Genomic DNA, 25,038 nt, shown 5'->3' with positions numbered 1-25,038 from the left:
GCTAATTTTGCCCACATTTGTGCTGCTATGACTTCATCTCTCTTACGTGTTTTCTTTTTCCTTCAGGCTTTTTGGGGTTTTTCAATTTATTCCTATGCTCAACAACCTTCCACGTTGGAGATTATCCAAGCTGATAAACTGATCGGTGCTAAGGGCTTTGATAGGCTATTGGGGGCAGCGCAGATGAGACATCAGAAAACATTGATTTATTGTGATTCTGCACATTTTTTTAGAGAGGAAAATAAAGCCAGACTCTTCGGGAATGTAAGAATAGTGGATGAGGTAGATCCTGTCAGGACTACTAGTAGATATGCAGAATATGATGGGAATACGCAGATGGCAAAGCTTCGAAATAATGTAGTGTTCACCAATGATAAAACTACGCTGAATACTGAATACTTGGATTATGATCGTGCGGGTAATATTGCTTATTACTATAATGACGGAAAAGTAGTGGACTCTGTAAACGTTCTGACGAGCGAGCGCGGCAAGTATGAGGTGAATATAGAACGGATCACTTTTCAGAATAACGTGGTGCTGGTCAATCCTGACTATACCATGAAAACCAACGATTTGGTTTATATGACAATACCCAAAACCGCGGAAACAAAAGGGTTGACGAATTTGATCTCAAAGGATGGCAATACGCTTGATGCCCAAAAAGGGAGTTTTTATGATACTCAGGGAAAAAAATTCAGGTTTTATGATGGGGTGGTAGAGTCAGAAACGAGCAGGATTAAAGCAAAAGAGCTATACTATAGTGAGCTGGAGGCATATTATGAAGGGATTGAAAATGTAAGTGTGCTCAATAAAGAGCGGCAAGTGGAGGTATTTGGTGATATAGGCGAGTATTGGGAAGAGCGGAAGTACAGTCAGGTTTATGGCAATGCTTTGGTTAGAAGGTATTTTGAAAAAGACACCTTGTATATGGCCTCAGATTCCTTGATTTCTCAAGACGGTGAGGCGGATTCAATGAAATATTTGCTTGCTTTCAGAGCTGTAAAATTAGTAAAGACCGATTTGTCCAGCGTCGCAGATTCATTGGTTTACAATTATTCTGATTCATCTATCCAGCTGTTCAAAGACCCGGTTATGTGGAACCAAAAAAGCCAGATTACAGCGGATAGCATGGTTTTTTACATAGCCAATGAGGAACTGGATCGTGTGTTTATGAAAGACAAAGTATTCGTGATCACGCAGGATACAATAAAGAACTTCAATCAAATGAAGGGCAGAACGATGGTCGGCTATTTTGAAGAGGGGCAAATGGACAGAATCGACATAGAGGGAAATGGTGAATCACTGTACTTCGCACTGCAGGCAGACACAATTTCTCAGGGGATCAATAAAACGCTGAGTGCCAATATCAAACTCAGATTTAAAGAAGGGGCGATTCAGCGGGTAACTTACGGGATCAAACCCGACGGGAAGTTTACCCCGTTTCAGCTCATCAGTGAAGATAATTCTAGACTGGAGGGTTTCACCTGGAGGTTTGAAGAGAAGCCGACCATGGCGGATATTGATGCTTGGAGAAAACCTGAAGAAGTAGATCTGAAAGCAGAAAATTTATTTAATGATCCTGAGGTAAAATTGATTTTGCCCACTGATGAAGAGATTCTGAAATCACTGGAAAAACGTGGATGGAAGCCCGTGAAAAAGGATCTATAATAATTTTTGAAAGAACGGGCAGAAGCGTAACGTGCCCGGGCAGAAAAAATTTTAAAAGGGTTAACAGATTTTAACCGCATTTTTCTCCAAATACATAACCATTGGCTTAATTTTGTCCGTATATTGAATACAGTTACAACACTGAAAGGCGTATCGATAGAAACTCTACATGAAACTATTACTCATATTTTTTACATGGCTCTGGCTGCTGGTTCCCTTGTTGGCGGAGGCACAACAGGTACGCGTGTTGAGTGAAGGGATTGAATTTCGTGGAGATTTGGGGTCAACCCAGCGCCGGACGGTGATTTTGCAGAACGAGACAGGCCAGGTCAAATCATATCTTCTCAAGAATCTTAGGGGGAATATTGGTTCTTCACAGAAAGTGAGGATCTGTATAGGAGATCAATGCTATGATCCCAAAAAAGATCTGGCAAAAATCAAAATAACATTGGGACCGGGGGAATTGTTGACGGATCTATATTTGGATTTTGACATGGGAATAGCTGAAACCCGCGGTTCTTTCGATTTATCGTTTGTGAACGAAAACAATTTGAGGGACTTGTTTGTCGTTGAAGCTAGGTATGAAGTAGATGATCCTGCTATCAAAGTGGACGAGTTTGACTATAAGGATATCATTCTTAGTGATGTATACCCAAATCCCAGCGTGAGAATTGCTCAGTTTGATTATACTTTCAAAAATCAGTCTGTAAAGGCAAGGATTGCGATAAATAGTTTCATTGGCAACCCTGTTGCTGAATATGAACTTGATCCCGAGAGGAATACGTTGCCAATTAACGTGTCTGATTACAATCCCGGGATTTACTTCTACACCCTTTTCTTGAACAATAAGAATATTGTGACCAAGAAGCTCGTTGTCAAGAAGTAAGACTTGACTGTCCTGCTATCATCCATTTGAATCCCAATAATTATCCCGTATATTTGCGGTCTTGAAAATGAAAATGCGCATACAATCCATCCTATTTCTGATTATCATACTAGCTGCAAGTTCCTGTGGCCCATTCAACAAGCTTGAGAAAAGCACGAACTGGGAAGATATTTATGCAGGGGCAAACAAATATTATCAGGAAGGTGAATATAACAAAGCTATTATCCTCTACGACAAGGTTCTGCCTGTGATCAGAGGAAGTGAAAAGGCTGAGTTGGCAGATTATAATTATGCCAATTGTCATTTCAAGACAAAACGATACATTGAGGCTGCGGGCTATTTCAGTGGTTTTTATAGAACCTACAACAGAAGCCCTTTGGCGGAAGAGGCGCTGTTTATGAATGCATATGCACTGTATCTTGATGCTCCTGATGCTAATTTGGATCAGCAAAGTTCTCAGGAAGCTGTAGCTGCAATTCAGCAGTTTGTCTCCAAGTTTCCGGCTTCCGCCAGTTATGAGCGCGCTATGGATATGCTGGTTGATTTGCAAGGACGGTTTGAACAGAAAGCATATATGGAGTCATCTATGTATTACCGTCTCAAGGACGGTCTATATCCGGGAGATTTCTACCGTGCATGCATCATTAATTTCCAGAACTTTACGAAAAATTATCCTGAGAGCAAACACAATGAAGAACTTGCTTATAAACTAGTGGAAGTGGGGACAGGATATGCGGAGAATAGTACCTTCCTTAAAAAGGAGGAAAGATTGAAAGATGCACTGGGTTTTGCAACTTCATTTTACCGCAAATATCCAAACAGTGCTTATACAGGGAAAGTTAAGGAGTTTGAAGAGAAAGCTAAAGATGAGCTGAAAGCGCACGCTGTTCTGCAGAAGGAATACGCAGAGCGATTGGCTGAGCAAAAAACTAAGGAGTTTGAGAGCAAGTCTTTGGAAGAGAAAAAAGAAGAAAATAAATAGAACTATAATCCAATTAAGAATATGGCAGTTAATCCATCCATCATTACAAGAGATCTTGATAAAATAGCCGATAAAACCGGAAATATCTATGAATCTCTTCATGTAGTAGGGCAGCGGGCAAAGCAAATATCAAACACCTTGAAGGAGGAGCTGAATATTAAGCTTTCTGAGTTTGCTTCTACTGTCGATAATTTGGAAGAAGTATTTGAAAACAAAGAACAGATCGAAATTTCCAAGTTCTACGAAAGAATGCCAAAACCGAGCACACTTGCCATGGAGGAATTCATGGAGGGCAAAATATACAGCAGGCTTCCGGAAGAACCGACAGCTGAATAATTTTATGAATCTAAAGGGTAAGAAAATCATATTGGGCGTGACGGGAAGCATTGCAGCTTACAAGTCCGCGGTTCTTACTCGATTGTTAATTAAAGCAGGAGCAGAAGTGCAGATTATTATGAGCACTTCTGCTTTTGATTTTATCACCCCGCTCACATTAGCCACACTTTCCAAAAGACCGGTTTTAAGTCAATTTCAGAAAGATGAAACCGGTATATGGAACAATCATGTGGAGCTGGGGCTTTGGGCTGATTTATTTTTGGTGGCACCTATCAGTGCGAATACGTTGGCGAAATTTGCACATGGCATATGTGATAATCTGCTTTCAGCTACTTACTTGTCTGCGAGATGTCCTGTGATGATAGCTCCTGCTATGGATCTGGATATGTATCAGCATCCTGCGGTGCAGTCAAATATTAACACGTTGGAATCTTTTGGCAATATCATTCTGCATGCCGAATCGGGAGAATTGGCAAGTGGGTTATCAGGTCAGGGTAGGATGATGGAACCGGAGCATATTTTGTCGAGGGTTGAAGATTTTTTCGCGTTAAAGTCTGACTTCACAGGAAAGAAAGTCTTGATCACTATGGGCCCCACTCAAGAGGCACTAGATCCTGTGAGGTATATTAGCAATCACTCAAGTGGGAAAATGGGACTTGCTTTGGCTAATGCTTTTCTTTCCAGAGGAGCTGAAGTTTTTGTGGTTTCAGGCCCGATTTCACTGAGTCCTAATAAGGATAGTTTTCATTGGAAAGATGTGAAATCAGCAAAAGAAATGTACGAAGCTGCTTCTGATCTCCACAGCCAAATGGATATATGCGTGTTTGCGGCTGCAGTAGCCGACTATGCTCCTGCGGAAGTTGCTCTAGAGAAAATAAAAAAAAGCGATGCTAATCTTTCTATAGATTTAGTGAAAAATGTGGACATCGCAGCAACTTTGGGAAGCAAGAAAAAACAACATCAGAAACATATAGGCTTTGCTTTAGAGACAGAGCATGGAGTCCAACATGCTCAACAGAAGCTTTCGAAGAAAAATTTCGATGTTATTGTGCTCAATTCCATGAAGGAATCAGGGGCAGGATTTCAGTTGGACACGAATAAAGTTCACATTTTTCATGCTTCAGGACTGTCCATAGAGTCTGAGGTTATGCCAAAAAGCCAAATCGCTAATCTGATCGTTGATCAAATCAAAAATATCCCAGTTACAGTTTGAACTTGGATATTTCCTTATTTTTAAGATTATGAAAAAAGGAATTCTCCTGACACTCTTCTTTTGCTATTCAACCATGGGGTTTTCGCAGGAGCTTAATTTTACTGTGACTATCAACAGTGAACGTGCGAGGATCCAGAATACAGATGTGTTTTCCCAGATGAAGACCAGCTTTGAGCAATTTCTCAATGGGAGATCTTGGACTACTGACGAATTTCGCCCCGAAGAGCGAATCAAAGGGAATTTGCTTATTACGATTAATGATGTTCCTCAAGTAGGATCCTACAACGCAACTGTGCAGATTCAGACAGTAAGACCTGTGTATGGGACGAACTACGAAAGTTTGATCTTTAATTTTGCTGATAGAAACTGGAGTTTTGATTATATAGAATCGCAACCTTTAGAGTTTAATCGATTTACCTATTTGAACAGCATTAGTTCATTGCTGGCATTCTACGCACATATTGCTTTGGGGTTGGATTACGATTCCTTCGAAAGCAGAGGGGGGGACGAATTCTTTGCTGCGGCAAATGATATCGTAAATAATGCGCAACAATCAGGCAGGCAGGGTTGGGCGCAAAGTAGCTCTGACCGTCGAAACCGATATGCTTTGAATAATGATATTTATACATCCTCGGTCTTTTCGGTAATTCGGGATGCCTATTACTTGTACCATCGTCAAGGCCTGGATATTCTCCAGATCCGCCCGGAGGAGGCCTACGCCAATATACTGGAAGCAATTCGGATTTTGGCGGAGGCTAACAAAACCCAGCCTAATGGAATATTTACAATTACATTTATGGATGCCAAAAGTGATGAGATTGCCTCCGTTATGAAAAATGCTTCTTTAGAGATTCGGTCAGAAATTGTTGAATTATTACTGGAAGTTGATCCTAATAATGCTAGAAAGTATAACGAGCTACTGAAAAGCTAAGCTCGATTTTTTAGTTTTGCCCAAACCAACTCTTTACCCATGCTCAAATCTCTCAGCATTTCCAATTATGCGCTGATCGACCAACTGCACATGCAGCCAAGTCCCGGACTCAGTATGATTACCGGCGAAACAGGAGCTGGGAAATCCATTATGCTGGGTGCTGTCGGCTTGCTTCTTGGCAATAGATCTGATACCAAGGTCTTACTTCATGAAGATAAAAAGTGTGTAATAGAAGGAGTGTTTGACGTGGCTGATTACGGGTTGAAAGATTTCTTTGATCAGGCTGAGCTAGACTATGAGCCTGTCTGTATCATCAGAAGAGAGATAAGCCCGGCAGGCAAATCCCGTTCTTTTGTAAATGATACCCCGGTGCTTTTGGATGCGCTGAGGTCTCTAGGGGGTTTTTTGATGGATATCCATTCCCAGCATGATACCTTACAATTGGGCGAAGGAAGCTACCAGCTAAGCCTGGTAGATGCATTTGCACAGACTCAGCAGGAGGTCAAAAAGTATAAAGCTGATTTTATAGCTTTTCAGAAAGCGCAAAAGATTTTTAAAGAATTGAATAAAAAGGCAGTTGAGTTGCAAAAAGAAGCTGATTTCAACCAATTCCAATTGGAAGAATTGAGTAGTTTGGGATTGAAGGAATACGAGCAGGATGAGCTGGAGTCTACACAGGAAATTCTTGAGAATGCTGAAGAAATTAAATTGAAAATCAATGAGATGCTGAATCTTTTCCAAGATGAGCAATTTGGGATTATGCAGGGAATGTCACAAGTGCAGCATGGAATGCAGTCCTTAGAGCGGTTGGCACATGCGTTTGCTTCTTTGAAGGATCGTTTTCAGGCAGTCACGATCGAATTGAAGGATATAGAGGAGACGCTTGGTGATGAGGAGAGTAGAGTTGAAGTAGACTTTGAGCGATTGGATGAAATAAGGGATAGGCTGAGTAAGATTTACCAGCTTCAGAAGAAGCATGGCGTAACTTCTGTGAAGGAGTTGATGGAGTTGGAGAGAGAGCTGGTAGATAAAGTGTTTCAGGTTCAGAACCTGGATGAAACGCTGGAAAAGGCTAAACATGAATTGGAGGAAAGTAGGGAGCAAGTAGCAGATTCAGGCATGTCACTTCGCAAAAAACGACAGGGAAGCTTCAAGGATTTTCAAAACTCTCTGGAGAATTTGCTTGCCGGCTTAGGGATGGAGAATTCCAAAGTTGTCATGGAGCATAAGTCTATTGAGCCATCGGCGAATGGAATGGACGAAATCGAATTGCTTTTCTCTGCGAATAAAGGATCCTCTCCCCAGCCATTGAAGAAAGTAGCTTCAGGAGGTGAGTTTTCCAGATTACTGTTTGCCATCAAATACCTTATGGCGGATAAAATGGCAATGCCTACTTTGATTTTTGATGAGATTGACACAGGTATATCCGGTGAAGTGGCCCTAAAGATGGTTGGAATGATGCAGGATATTTCAAGGAAGCATCAGGTAATATGCATTACCCATTTACCTCAGGTAGCAGGCCAGGGAGACCTTCATTATTTTGTTTACAAGGATAATTCGTCAGAGAAGACTGTAAGTAAAATAAAGCTCTTGGACCAAGAAGAGCGTGTGCTTGAGCTGGCAAAAATGATTTCAGGAGCTTCGCCGTCTGCATCTGCTATAGAAAGTGCCAGGGAGCTGCTCCGACGCTAATTCCTTCAACGCATGTATTTAGGGGCTTGAATGATTATTTTTTCCTATTTTTGGGCAATATTTTTGAAAATAACCCCCTAGCTATATGCCAGATAATTTGCTAAAAGGAAAACTTGGAATCATTACAGGTGCTCTAGATGAGAATTCAATTGCTTGGAAAACAGCGCTTAAGGCGAAAGAACAAGGTGCGAGATTTGTCTTGACGAATGCGCCTATTGCGATGCGTATGGGTGCTATCAACGACCTTGCAAAGGAATGCGATACCATCGTGATTCCTGCGGACGCTACGAGCACAGAAGATATAGAAAAACTCTATACGGAAGCCAAAGAGTATCTTGGAGGTAACTTTGACTTTCTTTTGCACTCCATCGGAATGTCTCCAAACATCAGAAAGGGCAGATCCTATGGGGATCTTAACTATGATTGGGCGATGAAATCTTATGATGTGTCTGCTGTTTCTTTTCATAAGATGATGCAGGTGGCAGAGAAGCAAGACGTGATGAATGAGTGGGGATCAATCATTGGCCTATCCTACATCGCAGCGCAAAAAGTTTTTCCTTTCTACACTGATATGGCAGATGCAAAAGCTTTGCTGGAAAGTATAGCCCGGGGGTATGGATATAGGTTCGGGAAATTGAAAAAAGTAAGAGTAAATACCATCTCTCAGTCACCTACTAAAACTACAGCAGGAACAGGAATTGGTGGATTTGATTCATTTTACAATTTTGCGGAATCTCTTTCTCCACTAGGAAATGCTTCGGCAGAAGCCTGTGCAGAATATATCGTTACGATGTTCTCTGATTACACTAGATTGGTTACGATGCAAAACCTCTTCCACGATGGAGGATATTCCTTTACCGGGATCTCTGAAGATATCATGGAGAAGTTTAAAGATTTATAACAGGTAGAAATTGAGCATGTCGAAACCGGCACACAGAGGGATGGCTATCCAACTTGCGAGATTCTCCCGAAGGAAAACCGGGACAGGCTATGTGACCATTCAAAATCAAATTATAAACAGATAAAATCACACTAAAAAAGCCCTATGGAAATCCCTTAGGGCTTTTTTATAGCTATAGTTCTTTGGTTTTTGTTTTTTGTTGTGTCTATTTGGCTTAACTTATCAGGCTTAATCAGACTGTCGTATATGAACAAAAGACTTTTACTCCTTGCTGTTTTTGGCTTATGTCTTTCTTTTCCTTCTTTTTCCCAAATAGAACCTGCTCCAGACCGGGAAGAGGGGGACGGCCAGTATGGGAGGCTGATTTTGAGAGGAGTGATTCTCATTGATGGGACAGGAGCACCACCTGTGGGACCTGTGGATATTGTGGTGGAAAAGAATAGAATCGCCCAAATCCGGGTGGTCGGATATCCCGGAATGCCTATAGATGAAGAACGAAGGCCAAAAGCCGGTTCCGGGGATAAAGTGTATGAGTTGGAAGGACATTATTTACTTCCTGGATTTATTGATTCTCATGCGCACATAGGCGGTAGAGGTCAAGGCACCCCTGCGGAATATGTCTTTAAGCTTTGGATGGCACATGGTGTCACTACCATTCGTGATCCTTCGGCTGGAAACGGACTTGATTGGGTCTTGGACCAAAAGAAAAGGTCTGCCGTAAATGAAATCACAGCACCTAGGATTTTGGCATACACCAGTTTTGGGCAAGGGGCCAAGGCTCCGATCACCACAGCAGAGCAGGCAAAAGCCTGGGTGAAAGAGAATGCGGAAAAAGGAGCTGATGGGATTAAATTTTTTGGTGCAAATCCTGAAGTGATGGAGGCTGCAATCACGGAGAATAAGAGAATTGGGCTCCGCTCAGCGATGCATCATCAACAATTGGATGTGGCTCGCTGGAATGTGTTGAGTTCTGCCAAAGCCGGCCTTACATCTATGGAGCATTGGTATGGATTGCCTGAAGCCTTGTTCGAAGATCGTACGATTCAGGATTTCAGACTGGATTACAACTATCAAAATGAACAACACCGGTTTGGTGAGGCCGGTAAACTTTGGAAGCAGGCTGCGGCGCCGGGGTCTGAGCATTGGAATAAAGTAATGGATGAATTGCTTGAATTGGATTTCACTCTTGACCCTACATTTAATATCTATGAAGCTAATCGCGATATGATGAGGGCAAGAACCGCTGAGTGGCATAGTGTTTATACTTTGCCTTCACTTTGGGAGTTTTATGCCCCAAGTCGACAGTCTCACGGTTCCTATTGGTTTGACTGGACTACAGAGGAGGAGATTCAGTGGAAAGAAAACTATAGACGTTGGATGACTTTTGTGAATGAATACAAAAACAAAGGAGGAAGAGTGACTGCTGGATCTGATTCAGGATTTATCTATCAGCTTTATGGATTTGCATATATCCGTGAATTGGAACTGCTGAGAGAAGCCGGTTTTCATCCTCTGGAAGTTCTTCGTTCTGCCACCCTAAACGGTGCTGAATTACTTGGAATGGAAAATGAAATTGGTACTGTAGAAGTTGGCAAACTGGCAGATTTTGTCATTCTTGAGGAGAATCCTCTTCAAAACCTAAAGGTGCTTTATGGAACTGGAGCTATTAGAATTGATGAAAATAATAAACCGATACGGGTGGGCGGCGTAAAATATACGGTGAAGGATGGTATAGTGTATGATGCCAAAAAGCTCTTGGAAGATGTGAAAGAGATCGTGGACAGGCAAAAAGCTGAGCGGAAGTATAGCATCACCCAACCTGGCTTAGATTGGTAAACAGAAATTGAATTTAGTATGAGGTGATCTCGGTCAATACGTGGTTTCTATTGACAGATTGCGCTAAAACAAATTGACTAATGCCCCAAATCAATGTAAACGGAGTTGACATTTTCTATACGGATCAAGGAAATGGGGAGGAAACGATTGTCTTTTCGCATGGTTTGCTTTGGAGCCATAAGATGTTTGGTGATCAGATTGAATTTCTGCAATCCCGTTTTCGCGTGATTGCATATGATCATAGAGGGCAGGGTCAAAGTGAGGTGAAGGGGCCATTTGATATGGACACACTGACTGATGATGCTGCGGAATTGATCAGGGGGTTGTGTGTTGGGTCTGTACACTTTGCAGGTCTTTCCATGGGAGGTTTTATAGGTATGAGACTTGCTTCTCGGTTTCCTGAGCTGATTAAAAGCCTGATTCTCTTAGAGACATCGGCAAATTCGGAGCCAGTGGAAAATCTCCCTAAATACAAAACATTGAACGGGATAGTGAAATGGCTAGGTGTAGTGCCTCCCGTCACCCGTAAAGTGATGAAGATTATGTTTGCCGAGAGCTGGCTTAATGATCCGCTCAATTCTGAGAAAATCAATTACTGGAGATCAGAACTGAAAGCGAACAAGAGGAATATCTCAGGAGCAGTAGATGGGGTCATTTATAGAAAGGGGATTGAAAGCGAACTTGTAGGAATCATCTGCCCCACGATGATTATAGTGGGGGATGAAGATGTAGCAACCACTCCTGTGAAGGCCAAGTTTATCCATATGGGTATCCGTAAGTCAATATTGCACCTAATTCCGGGTGCAGGCCATAGCAGTTCCATAGAAAAGCCGAAAGAAATCAATAGACTGATAGGTGATTGGTTGATTGAGAGAAGTTGATGGTATAGTGTCGTGTATTCTTCTAAGCTAGAAAAATCTGTGTATCTGATTGTTTGCCGGTAAAGAGACAAAAGCTTTATAGGATTTGTGACACTTCCTCCTGCCATGGGGGCTTTCCTGCTTGAGGAGCAGAGAAACTAAGGCAATTGGTATCATTGGAGATAGACATATTTTTATTTTTTTTTCCGCAAATGAAACCTTTTCCTATATTTGTATGTATATACATTAAATACAACAACAAAAGATATGGGGAGTTTAGAAGATGCAATAAAGCAGAAGGAGTTTAAAGACCCATACAATAAGTTAGTGGTCAATCTTCTTTATACGCATAGCTACTTGGTGTCAGCTCAGAATGGTGTCTTAAAACCCTTTGACCTTTCTCCTGAGCAGTACAATGTGCTTAGGATACTAAGAGGACAGAATGGAGTGCCTATTACAGTTTCTTCCATTCAGGATAGAATGCTCAACAAAATGTCCAATGCCAGTAGGCTGGTAGACAAATTAAAGGTAAAGCAGTTGGTAGAGCGGAGTGAGTGCCCAAATGATCGTCGGCAAGTGGATATTATGATTACCGAAAAAGGTCTTCAGATATTGGACGATTTGCAAGTTCGAATGGAAGGATTCAATAATCAAGTGATTAATCTCACCAAAGGAGAAGTTGACACCATGAATGAACTACTGGATAAATTGAGAGGTTAAAAAATTTTACACTTATTCATGTGTATACATTAAATATCAATACAAACAAAAATTTAACTAAAAAACAAGAAAATTATGAGTACTACAAAATGGATTATCGACCCTACACACTCTGAAGTGTCTTTCAAAGTAAAACACTTGGTGATTTCTACAGTGACAGGCTATTTCAAGGAATTCGAAGGTGAGGTAGAAAGTGCTTCTGAAGATTTTGACGGTTCAAGTGTATCATTCTCTACCTCAATCGACAGCATCAGTACCAATCAGACTGACAGGGATAATCACTTGAAGTCAGCAGATTTCTTTGATGCAGAGAATCATCCTAAATTGAGCTTTGCCGGTAAAATTGTAAATGAAGGTGGAGATTATAAATTAGTCGGTGATTTGACGATAAAAGGAAACACAAAGCCACTAACGCTGGATGTGGAATTTGGTGGTGTCGCCGGAGATCCTTATGGACAGACTAAGGCAGGATTTGAGATTGAAGGTAAAATCAGCCGTAAAGAGTACGGTTTGACTTGGTCACCCGTGACTGAGGCTGGAAGTGTAGTAGTAAGTGATCAGGTTCGTTTGATCCTGAGCGTTCAGCTTGTGAAACAGGCGTAATGTTTTAACCTTCGAGGTCTTTCAAGGCCTTGAAGGTTTCTTTATACAATCCTTGCGTCCTCAGCAGACCTGAAATTGCGCAAGATAATAGTAACCATTTTCCCCGATAGTCATGAAACCATTAATCACTGGAATCCATCACATTACTGCAATTGCAGGCAATCCACAGGCAAATATTGATTTCTACACCGGAATTCTTGGATTAAGATTGGTGAAGAAAACGATTAATTTCGATGCCCCGGGTGTTTATCATTTCTATTTTGGAGATGAGTTGGGAAGACCGGGTACAGTGTTCACCACCTTTCCATTTACCGGTGCGCGTAGAGGAAGCAAAGGGGCTGGTGAGGTTACCTACACGGCCTTTTCTATCCCGTCCTCATCGTTAAACTATTGGATAGAGCGGTTGAAGAAATATGGGATTTCCGTATCTGATATTTTAACCCGTTTTGGTGATCGGCTGATTCGCTTTGAAGATCATGACAGTATGGGAATTGAGCTGGTAGCCAATGACCAAGATGATAGAATAGGTTGGTCCTATGGTCAGGTGCCAATAGAACATTCTATCAAAGGGTTTTATGGAGCTACCTTAAATCTACGGGCCAAAGAATTGACGGAAAAGCTGCTGACAGAACACATGGATTACCACTTCATCGGTGAGGAAAATGGCAGATTTCGTTACGGTACTGCCGGCAAACCGGGAGATATTGTGGACATCATACTTGATAAATCGGGAAATAGAGGTTCACAAAGTGCCGGAACGGTGCATCACATTGCATTCAGAACAGAGAATGCCGCCTCACAGCTTCAGGTGCAGGAACTCTTGATGCGGAATGGATATCAGGTGACAGAAGTGAAAGACCGGAATTATTTCACCTCCATTTATTTCCGCGAACCGGGAGGAGTGCTATTTGAAGTAGCAACGGATGAGCCAGGCTTTGCTATAGACGAGGATGAAGCACACTTGGGTGAATTGATCAAATTACCCGAATGGGCTGAACCAAATCGAGCCAAATTTGAAGAGAGTCTAGTGCCGGTAAAGTTAAATGTGGAAGCTTATGACTAAGATAAAAGTAACGGGTGTTCCGTTGGCTGAGGCAAAGAAAGCAGCGATATTAATTCATGGTAGAGGTGCAAATGCAGAGAGTATACTTTCGCTTTCGCAATACCTTACCCTTGATGAGTATGTGCTTTTGGCACCGGAAGCCGATGGAGGTACTTGGTATCCCTATAGTTTTATGGCCCCTGACGAGGCTAATCGAGCTGCTTTGACCAAATCGCTGGAGCGTATAAAAGCAGCATGGAACCAAATCGCTCAAGCAGATATACCTCCGGAGAATGTTGTGCTGATTGGCTTTTCCCAGGGAGCTTGTCTGAGTCTTGAGTTCGCGGCACAACATGCCAAGAAGCTAGGGGGAGTTATAGCTTTTACCGGCGGATTGATAGGAGAGAAAATTCAGGAAGAGAAATATCCTGGAGACTTTGAGGGTACAAAAATTTTCATTGGAAGCAGTGAAAAAGATATGCATGTACCACTATCCAGAATAAAAGATTCAGAAACCCTACTGAGCAGGATGGGTGCAAAAGTGAAGTTGTTGATTTTCAAGGATTCCAATCACACTATCCGCAAGGAAGAAATTGATTGGGTTAATGAGAATATATTGTAAATAGGTTTTCTTAATTCAAAAAATCCTCTGGCAGTCGTCAGAGGATTTTTTTTTGTGAAAATTTTAACCGCATAGGATGCGGAGATTTTCTCAGAGGCAATAGTTTAGAGATAATTTTCCGGCAACCTAGCCTCCTATAGGACGGAAGTCCAAGTTTGTACGACAGAAAGCCTGGCTGCCGCAGAGCGGAAAGTCAAAGCCTTGTTTCCCAAATGCATTGTCATCCCTGGATGTGCCCATATCTGTTATTTCCTGTTGAGTATGGATGAATATTCTTTAAAAATTATCTTGTAACTAACTGATAGTAAAATTAATATGATATATTTTTTAAAATTACTCATTATATTGAGTAATTTTACTTAGGTTAAAGAGTAAAAAGAATGAGCTATCAGAGAGCAGAGAAAGACCAGATACAGAAACGTCTTTGCGATGAGCCTAGAATGTTCATCCAAGTAATCTATGGTCCTCGTCAGGTCGGTAAAACGACACTTGTGCGTCAGATCATGAAGGATATCAATTGGCCACATACACTGGTCGCTGCTGATGCGGTTCCGGCTACTGATAGGATATGGATAGCCCAGCAATGGGAAAGTGCCCGGATGAAGACCGCTGGAAGAACTATGTGCGGGATGCGCTGTTAGAGACCAGTATCTCTAAGGATATCCTAATGCTTACCCGTGTAGACAAGCCGGCGCTTATGAAGCGGCTATTTGAGATTGGTTCATCCTATTCGGGGCAGGTTCTCAGCTTCACCAAAGTCATGGGGCAGCTTGCTGATGCCGGAAACACCACCACACTTGCTCATTACTTGGAGCTTTTGAATGAGGCTGGTTTGCTAAGTGGGCTCGAAAAGTACAGTCCTAACCTCGTTAGGAAGCGATCTTCCAGTCCCAAATTCATGGTGCATAATACTGCGATCATGTCAGGTATTTCCAATGAAACCATGGAAACTCTCCAAGCGGATCATCGTGCGTGGGGGAGATGGGTGGAGTCTGCAGTAGGAGCCCATCTGGTAAATGAGACTTTCAAAGAGAGAAAGGTGCACGTCTACTATTGGAGAGAAGGGAATAATGAGGTTGACTTTGTGGTAGCGTACAAGAAACGAATAATAGCCTTGGAAGTGAAGACTTCAAAAGTCGGTGGATTGACCGGCTTGAATTCCTTCACGAGTGCTTATCATCCGGAAAGATCGCTTGTTGTGGGGACGGGTGGAATTCCCTTGGAGGACTTCTTGCAGATGGATCTGTTAGATTTATATAATTAAAAAGGCAGTCCAATGGCTGTCTTTTTTGTGGAAGTTTGTTTAACCACGAAGGAGGCAGAGCTTTTCATTCAGGGCGTAGATTAGAACCCTTTTTATCTCATCCACTTTTGAGCAAAGTGCCTGAAGATGCTAAATTATGCACTCCTATTCACTTAATTTGCTCTTAAAATTATTTTATAATCCATTGATTTTCAATGAATAATTCTTTTTTTTATATTTTACTCAACATAATGAGTAAATTTACTCAGTATAATAAGTAAAAAATCTGATTTAAAACGAGTAACTCACCTGAGATCCCCGCTCAGGATCGAGTTCCACATTGGCGAAGACACCGATTTCCTGCTGCAGATCTTCTACATGACTGATGATTCCCACTATCCGGTTTTCATGACGAAGTGATTTGAGGGTCTCGAAGACTACCCGCAGGGCATTTCTGTCCAAGGCTCCAAATCCCTCATCCATAAAGAAGAAACTTTGATCTGCCTGGTTAAGTGCTTTTACTTTCTCTGCCAAAGCCAAAGCCAGACAAAGTGAAGCCTGAAATGTCTGTCCCCCCGACAGGGTTTTGAGAAGTCGCTTTTTGCCTCCGTTCAGATAATCAATCACCCAAAATGTATTGTTGTCGTCTATCTCCAGACTGAGCTGGTTTTTGCAAAGCTTCATGAACCTCACGTTGGCAGTGTTGCAGAGTTCCTTTAGGTAGATAGAGCTCACAAACTTTATAAATCCACTTCCACGGAACATGTTTTCCAGTTCCTTGAGATAGCTTTCCCGTATCTCCAGCTTGGCAAAATCTGCCTGAAGAATCTTCTTTTCTGCTAGTTTAGCCGTAGTTTCTTGGATTTCTTTGTCGAGTAAATGAACCTGCTTTTGATAGGACTCTGCATTGGTTTTTAAATTCTCGAAGGATATGACTAATTCCTGAAATGCATTTTCTTGAAAATCAGCCACTCCATTTTCAGCTTCAAGTTCCTGAATTCTACTCTCCGCTATATCGCGTTTGCGGTCAAAATCCGCGATTTCACGGGCTATTTTTTCCGCATCAATTGAATGCCGGAATAAGCGGATCAATTGTTCCTCATCCCTGAATCCATGCTGTACTTTCAGCGATTCAAATTCTGAGGTGAGTCTTTCAAGCTTAGCTTGGCTTTGCTCCCGCAACCGGATGAAATTTTCTAAATCTGCCAGATTTATATCTCTTTTGCTTCTTTGGTCGCGAAGATGCCTTTGCTTTCCTTCGAGCAATTGTAGTGCTTCTTCTATGTCCTTCTCCACTTTGTCAATAGTGACTTGGATTTGATCGGGCTCTTTGGTGAAAAACTGCTTGCAGAAGGCCATATCCCGGATTTCTTCTTTCTTGGAAGAAATATTGGACTGCACAGATTGCAGTTTCAACTGCGCTTGCTGAAGTTCTTTCTCTGACTGAGTGATCAGTTCCCGATCAGCTTCCCAGTTTTTTCGAAGTGTTTTCACTTCTTTGAGAAGTCGCTCCCTGGCCTGACTGCTGTGTTCTATAGCGCTTATTTTGGCCTGCAGACTCTCCTGAGAATCTATCCCATGATGAGCGAGTCCGGTTTTTAATGCGGTAAAATTCTGTGTTAGGAGATGAATTTCATCGTTCTTGGCACCTAGGGTTCTTTGATGGTTTTCGAGTTTGTAGAGCAATTCATTTTGCGTAGAAGCTAAAACTTGAGTTTTCTCAAGTAGAGATTTGGCTTCATGGATCTCATGGGATTTCAGCTCCAGCTCATTTCCTCCATCAACATCCAAGGGATCCGGGTGCTCCAAGGCACCGCAAAGTGGACAAGCCTCACCTTGATGGAGTAAATGAACGTGAGCGGCAAGCCCTTGCTTTTGCATAAGCAGATCCCGCTGTTCTTCCAAATTACTTATGCTGTTTTTTTGTAGAACAACCCATGTTTCGAAAGAATCGGCTACATCAGGAATTCTATGCTTAAGTTCATTTAGTTTGAGCTGAATTTCTTCCGCTTCTCTTTTTGCCTCCTCTGCTTCAAGCTGAACTTTGTTTAATTGGTTTGTTGTGTGCTGCCAGTCTTTTGCAGAACTTAAGAGTTGAGCTAAAGATGTACTGTCTACGGTATTTACCTTTTCTGCCTGATTCTCCAGATCAGCGATTTTTGTTTCTAACTCTTTTTGGGTTTGCTTTTTGGTCTCTATAGCCGGTGACAGTTTCACCAAAGTTGAATTTACGTCCTCGCGCTGAGTTTCCAGCTTTTGAATCTCGATGACTTTCTTCAGGTCCCTGATTTTACTTTCCCGCAGAGGTCTTTCCTGATTCTTCTTCTTTAGCTCTTCTTCTTCTTTTTCGAGGTCAGAGACTTCCTTGGCAAATTCAATTTTGAAGCGTTCGCAGTCAATGACACTTACTTTATACTTTTCAAAGTCTGATTTGGTATCCCTGATCTGTTCCCATACCGGTCGCAGATAAGTGGTGGCAGTAATGAATTCTGAGTGAAGCTGACGCTGTTTTTCTATTTCCGGCAGTTGAATATTCAAGTTCTCCCGCTCAGTTCTGAACTTCAGCAATTGGAGATATTTGTCCCGGAGGTTTTGCTGAGTTCGGATTTCTATTTCCGCAGTTTTCAGCTTGAGAGAAGCTTCGGTTGCTTGGCTTTTCAATACTGAAAATAGCGCTTGTTTTTCAGTGAATATTTCTTCTGTGATCTCCTCCAGTCCCTGTAATTGAGTTTCAAGTCGGATTTTCTGTTCTTTGACGGTTTTTAGTAGAATTCCGGTCTTGAATGAAAGGTCAAATCTCTCCAAGCCAAAAAGCTCCTTCATCATCTTTGCCTGGTCTGTGGGTTTTTGATCGATGAATTCACGGAATTTTCCCTGGGGAATAATGACAGTCTGCTTGAAGTGCTCCTTACGCATACCGATTATCTCCTCGGCTCTGGCTGTAATTGGTTGCCAATTCCCATCTGTTTTTTCATAGAAGGTGTGTTCGGCGGGTTTGATGTCGTCAAAGTTTTTGGTATTCCTCTTTGCCGCATAGCGGGCCAGGTAAGTTTTGGCATTGTTTCTTCCTGAGCTGAATTCGAAGTTTATGAGCAACTGGTCACTTTGCAGATTGACCATGCTAGTCTTTTCTCCGCGATCAGAAAGACGCTCAGTACTACCGTAAAGTGCCAAAAGTACCGCCTCCAGAATGGATGATTTCCCGCTGCCTACCGCACCAAAAATCCCGAACAGTCCGGCAGCCGTGAGTTTGTCAAATTCTATGGTCTGTTTTTCTTTATAGGAATATAATCCCTGAATATCGAGTTTGATAGGAATCATATTTCTTCGTTTTGGCTGATGACTTCTTTGAAGATTGCGAGTAGTTCTTCGTTTGGCTTCTGGCCTTTGTTGCTTTCGTAGAAAAGTTTGAAGAGGCTTTCCATGTCTTTTCCCAGATCTTCCACTTGCAAACTTTGATTTTCCCTGCCCAAAGGGTTTTTGATTTGTGGGATTAGATTGACGATGCCGTCGTGGGCTTTCATAATAGCTTTTCTGGTTGCTGCTTCAATAGAATTTTCGGTAGCATAGGTCAATTCTACGTAGCAATAAGGGTTTTCTTCCAGCCAAGACAAGGCGTAGGACAAATTGTCGAAGGTTTTGCGATAAAGAGGCCGTCCTTCTTTGAGTCCAATGGGCTGGAATCGAACATGTTTTCCTGGTTCTGCTTCGATGATCACCACTTGCTTCTGCTGGTCTGCTTCGCTGAAAGAGTAGGCTAGTGGCGAGCTGGAATAGACTGCCGGGCAGTGCTCATGTCCCAACGCATGATAGCGATGTAAATGCCCCAGAGCAGCGTATTGGATCTGATGGGGGATATTTCCGGTAAACAGTGCCTGGGTTCCTCCTACATGAAGTATTGGGCGCTCGGACTCAGGTTCAGGCTCAGGTTTTTCTCCCTCCTTCATGAAGAAAAAGTGCCCGACAAAGAGATTTACTCCTTGGTCATCGCAATACTGATCGGCTATTTTCTTCCAGTTTTCGCCCATCAAATTTCGGAATTCCTCCTCTCTATCTCCTTCTCCCAAATAGGTTTTCATCGAAACTTCATTAGCGTATGGAGCCAAAATGATTCTGACCGGAAAGCTAAATTGCGGGAGTTTCATTTCTACGAACCCCATGGCAGATTGGGTGATTTCTATGCCGTTGTCAAGTTTTCCATTCGGAATTACTGTGTCATATTTTCCATAGAAAAAGATTCCCATTTCTCTGGCCAAGGGATCGGGAGCTTCAACGAACTGTGTACTGTCATGATTTCCGGAGATGACAACAATCGGACGCTTCCCCCCATTGGTAAGTCTTCGAAGTGATTTGTAAAGTAATTCTACCGCTTCATGACTGGGATTGAATGTGTCAAAAATATCACCTGCCAAAAGAATTAAATCGACATTTTCGCGATCTGCTATAATTCTGATTTCCTCCAAAACCAATTTTTGTTCCTCCAGTCTTGAAAATTCCTGAAGCTTTTTTCCCAAATGCCAATCTGCGGTGTGAAGGATTTTGATCATATTCGTAGTCTAAAAATAAATGAAGAACCAAATTACTTAAGCGAATGACTAGCTGCAAGCCATTTGATACAAATCACATGATTTGGCATCTTTATTGAAAAGACAGAGCGTAATTCATGAATAGTCTATGTGGAACTGGTTTTTGATTTTGATAGCAGCACTGTCGTCTGAACATTCCCAGCCCTCATTGCCACCGGATGCTTTATTGATTCAGGAAGGTACAGCCAGTTTTTACGGTCGGAGATTTCACCTGAGACGGACCTCCAATGGGGAGGTTTTTCACATGGACAGTTTAACGGCCGCCCACAAGACTTTGCCTTTCGACACGAGGGTAAAAGTGACAAGAGTGGATACAGGAGAGTTCGTTTGGGTGAGGATTAATGATAGGTTGCCCAGAGTTTCCAAGCGTACGATAGATTTGTCACGTAAAGCAGGTACCCGGCTGGGACTTCTCCATGATGGTATTACCGACGTACGGATTGAAGTAGAAACCCCTGCGGACATAAATCGGCTGATTGAGTATTTTGGAGATGATCCGCCTTCCTCTATGCGGTTACGCCCTGTGGAGGAGCCTGTTATAGTTCCTGATGGAGGATTGGATTTTTCTATTGATAGACGCTAGGTTTAAAATAATTTGATATTCTACTGTCTTAATCCATAATTATTGTGAAAAGGAGAGCTGCGGGTACGTAAAAAAGTTAGACTTCGGGAAATTTATCCCTACAAATTGTTGGGTGAGGTAGAAGGCAATTCACTTTTTTTAACTGTATTCAGGCAATAAATATTTTGACATTGAAGAATTAGTTGGTTTCTTAATAGCTGAAACTACTATTTAAATGAAAAACTCTCCTCTAGTACTTTTCGGTTTTTTGATATTCCTATCCTCTGCCTGTCAAGAAGATAAGGAAAAGGTCGAAGAAGCCCCGACAGAATCCTTTCGAAATGAAGTTGCCGCCACAGAAGTAAAAGTTGCCACTGCGGAGCGAAAAAGCTTCGATTATCTGATCAATGCTCCCGGCAAACTCGAAGCCGGATCTGAAGTCTTGGCTGTGATAGAACAGGCAGGTTATCTACTCGAAGTACATGTGCGGGAAGGACAGTCGGTAAATAAAGGTGAAGTCATTGCCCAGCTGGATCCTACCGAGCCGGAATTTAGATTGGAAAAAGCCAAAATTGCCCTTCGAAATGCGAATGCGGAGTATGAGTCTGCCAAGATGGGCTTCGAGGCTTTATTTGCATCAGACAACACGGAACAGCAAGCGGTCGTGGATGAGCAGCTTAGGGCAAAAAGCGGTGTTTTTTTATCAGAATTGGAGCTTAAGGAAGCTCAGATGAGCTTCGATAGAAGTGTGGTAAGGGCTCCTATCTCAGGGCAGGTGGCTGACCTGAAATTCAAAGCGGGTAGCTTGGTAGGTGCCAATGAGGTGCTTTGCCAGATTTTGGGAACCAGCCAGTTTATTCTAAAAGTTAAGGTGTTGGAATCTGACATCAGCTTTATTTCCATTAATCAGAAAGCAGAGGTTTATCCTATATCAAATACACAAACAGCCTTGGAAGGAAGGGTGACCGGTATCAATCCAAAGGTAGATGAAAGTGGATTGGTGCAGGTTTCTATCACACTGGCAGCCAATAAGGCTTTGCTGCCTGGAATGAATGCCAGGGCTATTATCCGCTCTCCTCAAAACAATTCTCTGGTGGTACCGAAGGATGCGCTGGTCTATAGGTCTGGCCGGGCGGTGGTCTTTACCATAGAAAATAAGGAGTCCAAATGGAACTATGTGGAAGTGGGCAAAGACAATGGGGAGGAAGTGGAGATTTTGGAAGGAATAGAAGAAAACAGCACGGTAATCACCACCAACAACCTTCAACTTGCGCATCAAGCACCAGTTCAAATCATAAAAGAATAAGCCATGGTTAGATTTTTACTGGCCCGGCCGATAGCAGTTTTTATGACTTTTGTGGCACTGATGGTATTCGCTTTTATCGTGCTGCGTACACTGCCTATTTCGCTTTTGCCACCGATAGATGTGCCGCAGATCGTGGTGAAAGTCAATTATCCCAATGCCTCTCCGGAAGCTATTGAGCAAAATGTTTTGAGCCCAATCCGGGAAGGACTGATCACCCTCAATGGATTGGAGGCAATGGATTCCAAAGCAGGTTCTGAGGTGGGAACAATCCGATTGACCTTTGACTACAACACCAAAATGGAGTTGGCCTATATCGACGTCAATGAAAAGATAGACAGATTGACAAATGGACTTCCGGAAGATCTGGGGCGTCCGGAAGTCATCCGGATCAATACCTCCGATATTCCGGTGGCCCGGGTACAGGTGGTCCCATCAGCCGGGGTAGATGAGGTAGAGGTAAGCCTTCTTACGGAAAATGTACTGAAAAAACGAATAGAACAATTGCCGGGGGTGTCGCTCGTGGATATCAACGGAAAAAAGGAACGTATTATCACGGTAGAGCCAAATGAGGAAGCATTGGCTGCTCTCGGGATGACTCAGCAAAACGTGATTTCTGCGATTGAATCAGGAAACCGGGAACTTCCGGGGATCTCTGTGAAAGACGGCCAATTCCGGTATTATCTACGGCTTGCTACAAGGGTGGATACGCCCAAGGATATAGAGAGTCTTCCCGTGGCGGCTACTTCGGGGGTAATTGTTCCTTTGGGGAAACTGGCTAAGGTGAGGTATGAAACCCAGGAAACATTGGGGTATCATCTTTTTGGAACAAAGGAAAGTCTGGTGATTACTGTGCATAAGCAGGCTTCCGCCAAAATGAATGAGTTGATCCCGGAGTTGAAAAAATCGTTGGAATTGTTTAGGAAGGATTATCCTCAGGTAGAATTTGAACTTACCCAAGATCAGTCAAATCTCCTGAATGCTGCGATTTCCAACTTGGAAACGTCCCTGCTTTTTGGAGGTGTTTTTGCATTTGCTGTGCTTTTCCTCTTTATGAAGGATTACAGGCTTCCGTTGATAATTGGAGTGAGTTTGCCGTCTTCCTTGCTGATCAGTTTCTTGATTTTTTACTTTTTTGGTCTTTCTATCAATATCATTTCTCTTTCTGGGTTGGCACTGGGAATCGGAATGCTTATCGATAATGCGATCATTGTCTTGGATAACATCACCCGCAAGCGGGAAGGTGGTTTGCCGCTTTTCGAAGCATGTGTGGAAGGAGTAGACGAAGTAATGGGAGCACTGGTTAGTTCTGTACTTACTACACTGGCAGTATTTGTGCCGCTGGTATTTTTGAGCGGTATTTCCGGTGCGCTGTTCTTTGATCAGGCAGTAGCTGTGACAGCGATTCTGTCGGTATCTCTTGCAGTGGCTTTTATTCTATTGCCAATGCTCTATTTCCTGATGTTTTCCCGTAGCAAAAAAGCCTATGATAATAGAGAAAGTGTGTTTTTCAGCAGGGTGTTAGGCTTGTATGAATTTGGCTATCGCAAAGTGACCCAAAACCGAAAAACGGCTATACTGGCGTTTTTACTTTTGATTCCACTTATGCTGGCCGTCAGTTTGATGCTGAAAACAAGCGGTCTGCCTGAGATCGAAAAACTGGATGCTACATTGGAAGTAGACTGGAGTGAACCGATCTCTGCGGCTGAAAACAGAGATCGTGTGGTTACGATTTTGAAAAGTTTGGAAGGGAGCTATTCCCAGGTAGAGGCGGATGTCGGGGTGAAACAATTTTTGCTATTTGACGGGGAAAATTCCATACAGCAATCTTTACTTTACTTTCTTTTCCCTACGGTGGCTGAAAAAGAAACCGCTATAAAGAAACTTGAAGCGACACTGAGAAAGAATTATCCAGAAGCGGCTTTTACTCTTGGCGATGCACCAAATGCTTTCGATCAATTGTTTAATTCCGCCATGCCTTTTTACGAAGTTAGATGGAAAGACCTGGGATCAAAAGAACCGGTCCCGGAGATTAAGATGGATCCTTGGCTAAGTCAATTCCCTACGCAAGAATGGGAGCGAGGTCCGGGTTTGCAGAAAGAATCTTCGGTGGTCTTTACATTGCGGGCTGATAAAATGGCTACCTACCGGATTCCTGTCGATGTGGTGCAAACACAGATTTCCAGGCTTTTTGGAAGCTTCACCATCACAGATATCAGACGATTTGGCCAGATCACCCCCATTCGTCTTAAAGAAGCCAATGCACGGTTTGAAGATATATTGCGGACCACCAGAGTAGTTGCTTCAGACACGACTTCTTATATTTTGGGGGAATTTGTGGAATATCAATATGAGGATCATTACAAATATGTGACCGCTGACAAAGGCGGTATTTATCAATCGCTGAATGTGACCGCGGAGAATCCTGATATAAATGCGAGTGAATACATTCGATGGGGTCAGGACAAAAATCTGGGGGTATCTATGGTTGGTCAATATTTCAAAGACAAAGAAAATATTCGACAGCTCATTGGGATTTTGATGATTTCAGTGTTGCTTTTGTACTTTATTTTGGCTGCCCAGTTTGAGAGTTTTATCCAGCCTTTGATTGTGGTGTTTACTCTTCCTTTGGGAATTGGAGGTGCATTTTTGGTGCTTTTACTATTTGGTGCTTCGCTGAATGTGATGTCTGCCATTGGATTGGTGGTGATGCTGGGAATCATGGTGAACGATGCCATTCTGAAGATCGATACGATCAACCGGCTTCGCTTAGAATATGTGGAATCTGATACTGTTTCAGCTGCTGAAGCATTGGAAATGGCACTTCATAAAGCAGGGCAGATTCGTCTCAAGCCAATTCTGATGACTTCAATTACGACGATCTTAGCATTGATACCTATTGTGTTTAGCAGTGGCTTGGGAGCAGATTTGCAGCGCCCGTTGGTCTTTGCCGTGATCGGAGGTTTGACGATAGGTACACTTACGGCCCTGTACTTTGTGCCTCTGGCTTATTGGTTTACTGTTTCCAAGAAATCTCTGAAAGCTATTTGAT

The 25,038-nt window shown here is 42.5% G+C and carries 21 protein-coding genes; 19 read left to right on the top strand and 2 right to left on the bottom strand.

The annotated features are described in order from the left end of the window. The first annotated feature begins 27 nt into the window (after window positions 1-27). The 16 genes from ID165_RS16400 (at window position 28) to ID165_RS16330 (ending at window position 15,556) form a co-directional block, all read left to right on the top strand. Window positions 28-1,668 carry an OstA-like protein gene (locus ID165_RS16400; protein ID WP_192346075.1) on the top strand — a complete coding sequence of 547 codons (1,641 nt, stop codon included), beginning with the start codon at window positions 28-30 and terminating at the stop codon, window positions 1,666-1,668. A 169-nt stretch (window positions 1,669-1,837) separates the two neighbouring features. After that, complete coding sequence (locus ID165_RS16395; protein WP_192346073.1) at window positions 1,838-2,554, top strand: T9SS type A sorting domain-containing protein; 717 nt, start codon at window positions 1,838-1,840, stop codon at window positions 2,552-2,554. Window positions 2,555-2,621: 67 nt separating this feature from the next. Beyond that, complete coding sequence (locus tag ID165_RS16390) at window positions 2,622-3,536, top strand: outer membrane protein assembly factor BamD (protein ID WP_225586795.1); 915 nt, start codon at window positions 2,622-2,624, stop codon at window positions 3,534-3,536. Between the two features lie 21 nt (window positions 3,537-3,557). Beyond that, entirely contained in the window at window positions 3,558-3,872 is a 315-nt protein-coding gene (locus ID165_RS16385; protein ID WP_192346071.1) for a DNA-directed RNA polymerase subunit omega, read from the top strand. 4 nt (window positions 3,873-3,876) lie between these two features. After that, a complete protein-coding gene (coaBC, locus tag ID165_RS16380; RefSeq protein ID WP_192346069.1) occupies window positions 3,877-5,085 on the top strand; it encodes a bifunctional phosphopantothenoylcysteine decarboxylase/phosphopantothenate--cysteine ligase CoaBC in 1,209 nt (402 codons plus the stop codon). Window positions 5,086-5,113: 28 nt separating this feature from the next. Beyond that, entirely contained in the window at window positions 5,114-6,016 is a 903-nt protein-coding gene (locus tag ID165_RS16375; RefSeq protein WP_192346067.1) for a DUF4835 family protein, read from the top strand. A gap of 39 nt (window positions 6,017-6,055) precedes the next feature. Then, a complete protein-coding gene (recN, locus tag ID165_RS16370) occupies window positions 6,056-7,708 on the top strand; it encodes a DNA repair protein RecN (RefSeq protein ID WP_192346065.1) in 1,653 nt (550 codons plus the stop codon). An 85-nt stretch (window positions 7,709-7,793) separates the two neighbouring features. Beyond that, window positions 7,794-8,609 (top strand): enoyl-ACP reductase, encoded by an 816-nt coding sequence (locus tag ID165_RS16365; protein WP_192346063.1) that lies wholly within the window; start codon window positions 7,794-7,796, stop codon window positions 8,607-8,609. Between the two features lie 246 nt (window positions 8,610-8,855). Next, on the top strand, window positions 8,856-10,445 hold the full coding sequence (locus tag ID165_RS16360) for an amidohydrolase family protein (protein ID WP_192346061.1): 1,590 nt from the start codon (window positions 8,856-8,858) through the stop codon (window positions 10,443-10,445). Between the two features lie 80 nt (window positions 10,446-10,525). Then, window positions 10,526-11,326: an alpha/beta fold hydrolase gene (locus ID165_RS16355; RefSeq protein WP_192346059.1), complete on the top strand. Its 801-nt coding sequence runs from the start codon at window positions 10,526-10,528 to the stop codon at window positions 11,324-11,326. Between the two features lie 246 nt (window positions 11,327-11,572). Then, window positions 11,573-12,025 carry a MarR family winged helix-turn-helix transcriptional regulator gene (locus ID165_RS16350; RefSeq protein ID WP_192346057.1) on the top strand — a complete coding sequence of 151 codons (453 nt, stop codon included), beginning with the start codon at window positions 11,573-11,575 and terminating at the stop codon, window positions 12,023-12,025. A gap of 75 nt (window positions 12,026-12,100) precedes the next feature. Further along, on the top strand, window positions 12,101-12,628 hold the full coding sequence (locus ID165_RS16345; RefSeq protein WP_192346055.1) for a YceI family protein: 528 nt from the start codon (window positions 12,101-12,103) through the stop codon (window positions 12,626-12,628). A 112-nt stretch (window positions 12,629-12,740) separates the two neighbouring features. Beyond that, window positions 12,741-13,691, top strand: a complete 951-nt coding sequence (locus ID165_RS16340; protein ID WP_192346053.1) for a ring-cleaving dioxygenase — start codon at window positions 12,741-12,743, stop codon at window positions 13,689-13,691. Further along, window positions 13,684-14,292, top strand: coding sequence for an alpha/beta hydrolase (locus tag ID165_RS16335; protein ID WP_192346051.1), 609 nt, complete (start codon window positions 13,684-13,686; stop codon window positions 14,290-14,292). The genes ID165_RS16340 and ID165_RS16335 overlap by 8 nt, the downstream gene beginning before the upstream one ends. A 380-nt stretch (window positions 14,293-14,672) precedes the next feature. After that, the gene (locus ID165_RS26785; RefSeq protein WP_225586793.1) at window positions 14,673-14,933 is read left to right on the top strand and encodes an AAA family ATPase; all 261 of its coding nucleotides are present in this window, start codon (window positions 14,673-14,675) and stop codon (window positions 14,931-14,933) included. Then, window positions 14,861-15,556 carry an ATP-binding protein gene (locus tag ID165_RS16330; RefSeq protein ID WP_225586791.1) on the top strand — a complete coding sequence of 232 codons (696 nt, stop codon included), beginning with the start codon at window positions 14,861-14,863 and terminating at the stop codon, window positions 15,554-15,556. Before ID165_RS26785 ends, ID165_RS16330 begins: the two co-directional genes overlap by 73 nt. Window positions 15,557-15,826: 270 nt before the next feature. Here the strand turns inward: ID165_RS16330 and ID165_RS16325 are convergent, their stop codons facing one another. Both ID165_RS16325 and ID165_RS16320 read right to left on the bottom strand, forming a co-directional pair. Next, the gene (locus ID165_RS16325; RefSeq protein ID WP_192346049.1) at window positions 15,827-18,856 is read right to left on the bottom strand and encodes an SbcC/MukB-like Walker B domain-containing protein; all 3,030 of its coding nucleotides are present in this window, start codon (window positions 18,854-18,856) and stop codon (window positions 15,827-15,829) included. Then, window positions 18,853-20,082: an exonuclease subunit SbcD gene (locus ID165_RS16320; RefSeq protein WP_192346047.1), complete on the bottom strand. Its 1,230-nt coding sequence runs from the start codon at window positions 20,080-20,082 to the stop codon at window positions 18,853-18,855. The genes ID165_RS16325 and ID165_RS16320 overlap by 4 nt, the downstream gene beginning before the upstream one ends. Before the next feature lie 127 nt (window positions 20,083-20,209). Between ID165_RS16320 and ID165_RS16315 the strand changes: the two genes are divergently transcribed. From ID165_RS16315 to ID165_RS16305, 3 genes are all read left to right on the top strand, one after another. Further along, complete coding sequence (locus ID165_RS16315; RefSeq protein ID WP_192346045.1) at window positions 20,210-20,704, top strand: septal ring lytic transglycosylase RlpA family protein; 495 nt, start codon at window positions 20,210-20,212, stop codon at window positions 20,702-20,704. A 214-nt stretch (window positions 20,705-20,918) separates the two neighbouring features. Then, window positions 20,919-21,989, top strand: a complete 1,071-nt coding sequence (locus ID165_RS16310) for an efflux RND transporter periplasmic adaptor subunit (protein WP_192346043.1) — start codon at window positions 20,919-20,921, stop codon at window positions 21,987-21,989. Between the two features lie 3 nt (window positions 21,990-21,992). Beyond that, window positions 21,993-25,037 (top strand): efflux RND transporter permease subunit, encoded by a 3,045-nt coding sequence (locus ID165_RS16305; protein WP_192346041.1) that lies wholly within the window; start codon window positions 21,993-21,995, stop codon window positions 25,035-25,037. Window position 25,038: the final 1 nt, after the last annotated feature.

It is taken from the genome of Algoriphagus sp. Y33, assembly GCF_014838715.1.
Taxonomy (GTDB): Bacteria; Bacteroidota; Bacteroidia; order Cytophagales; family Cyclobacteriaceae; genus Algoriphagus.
This window is presented reverse-complemented; position numbering and strand designations above follow the sequence as displayed.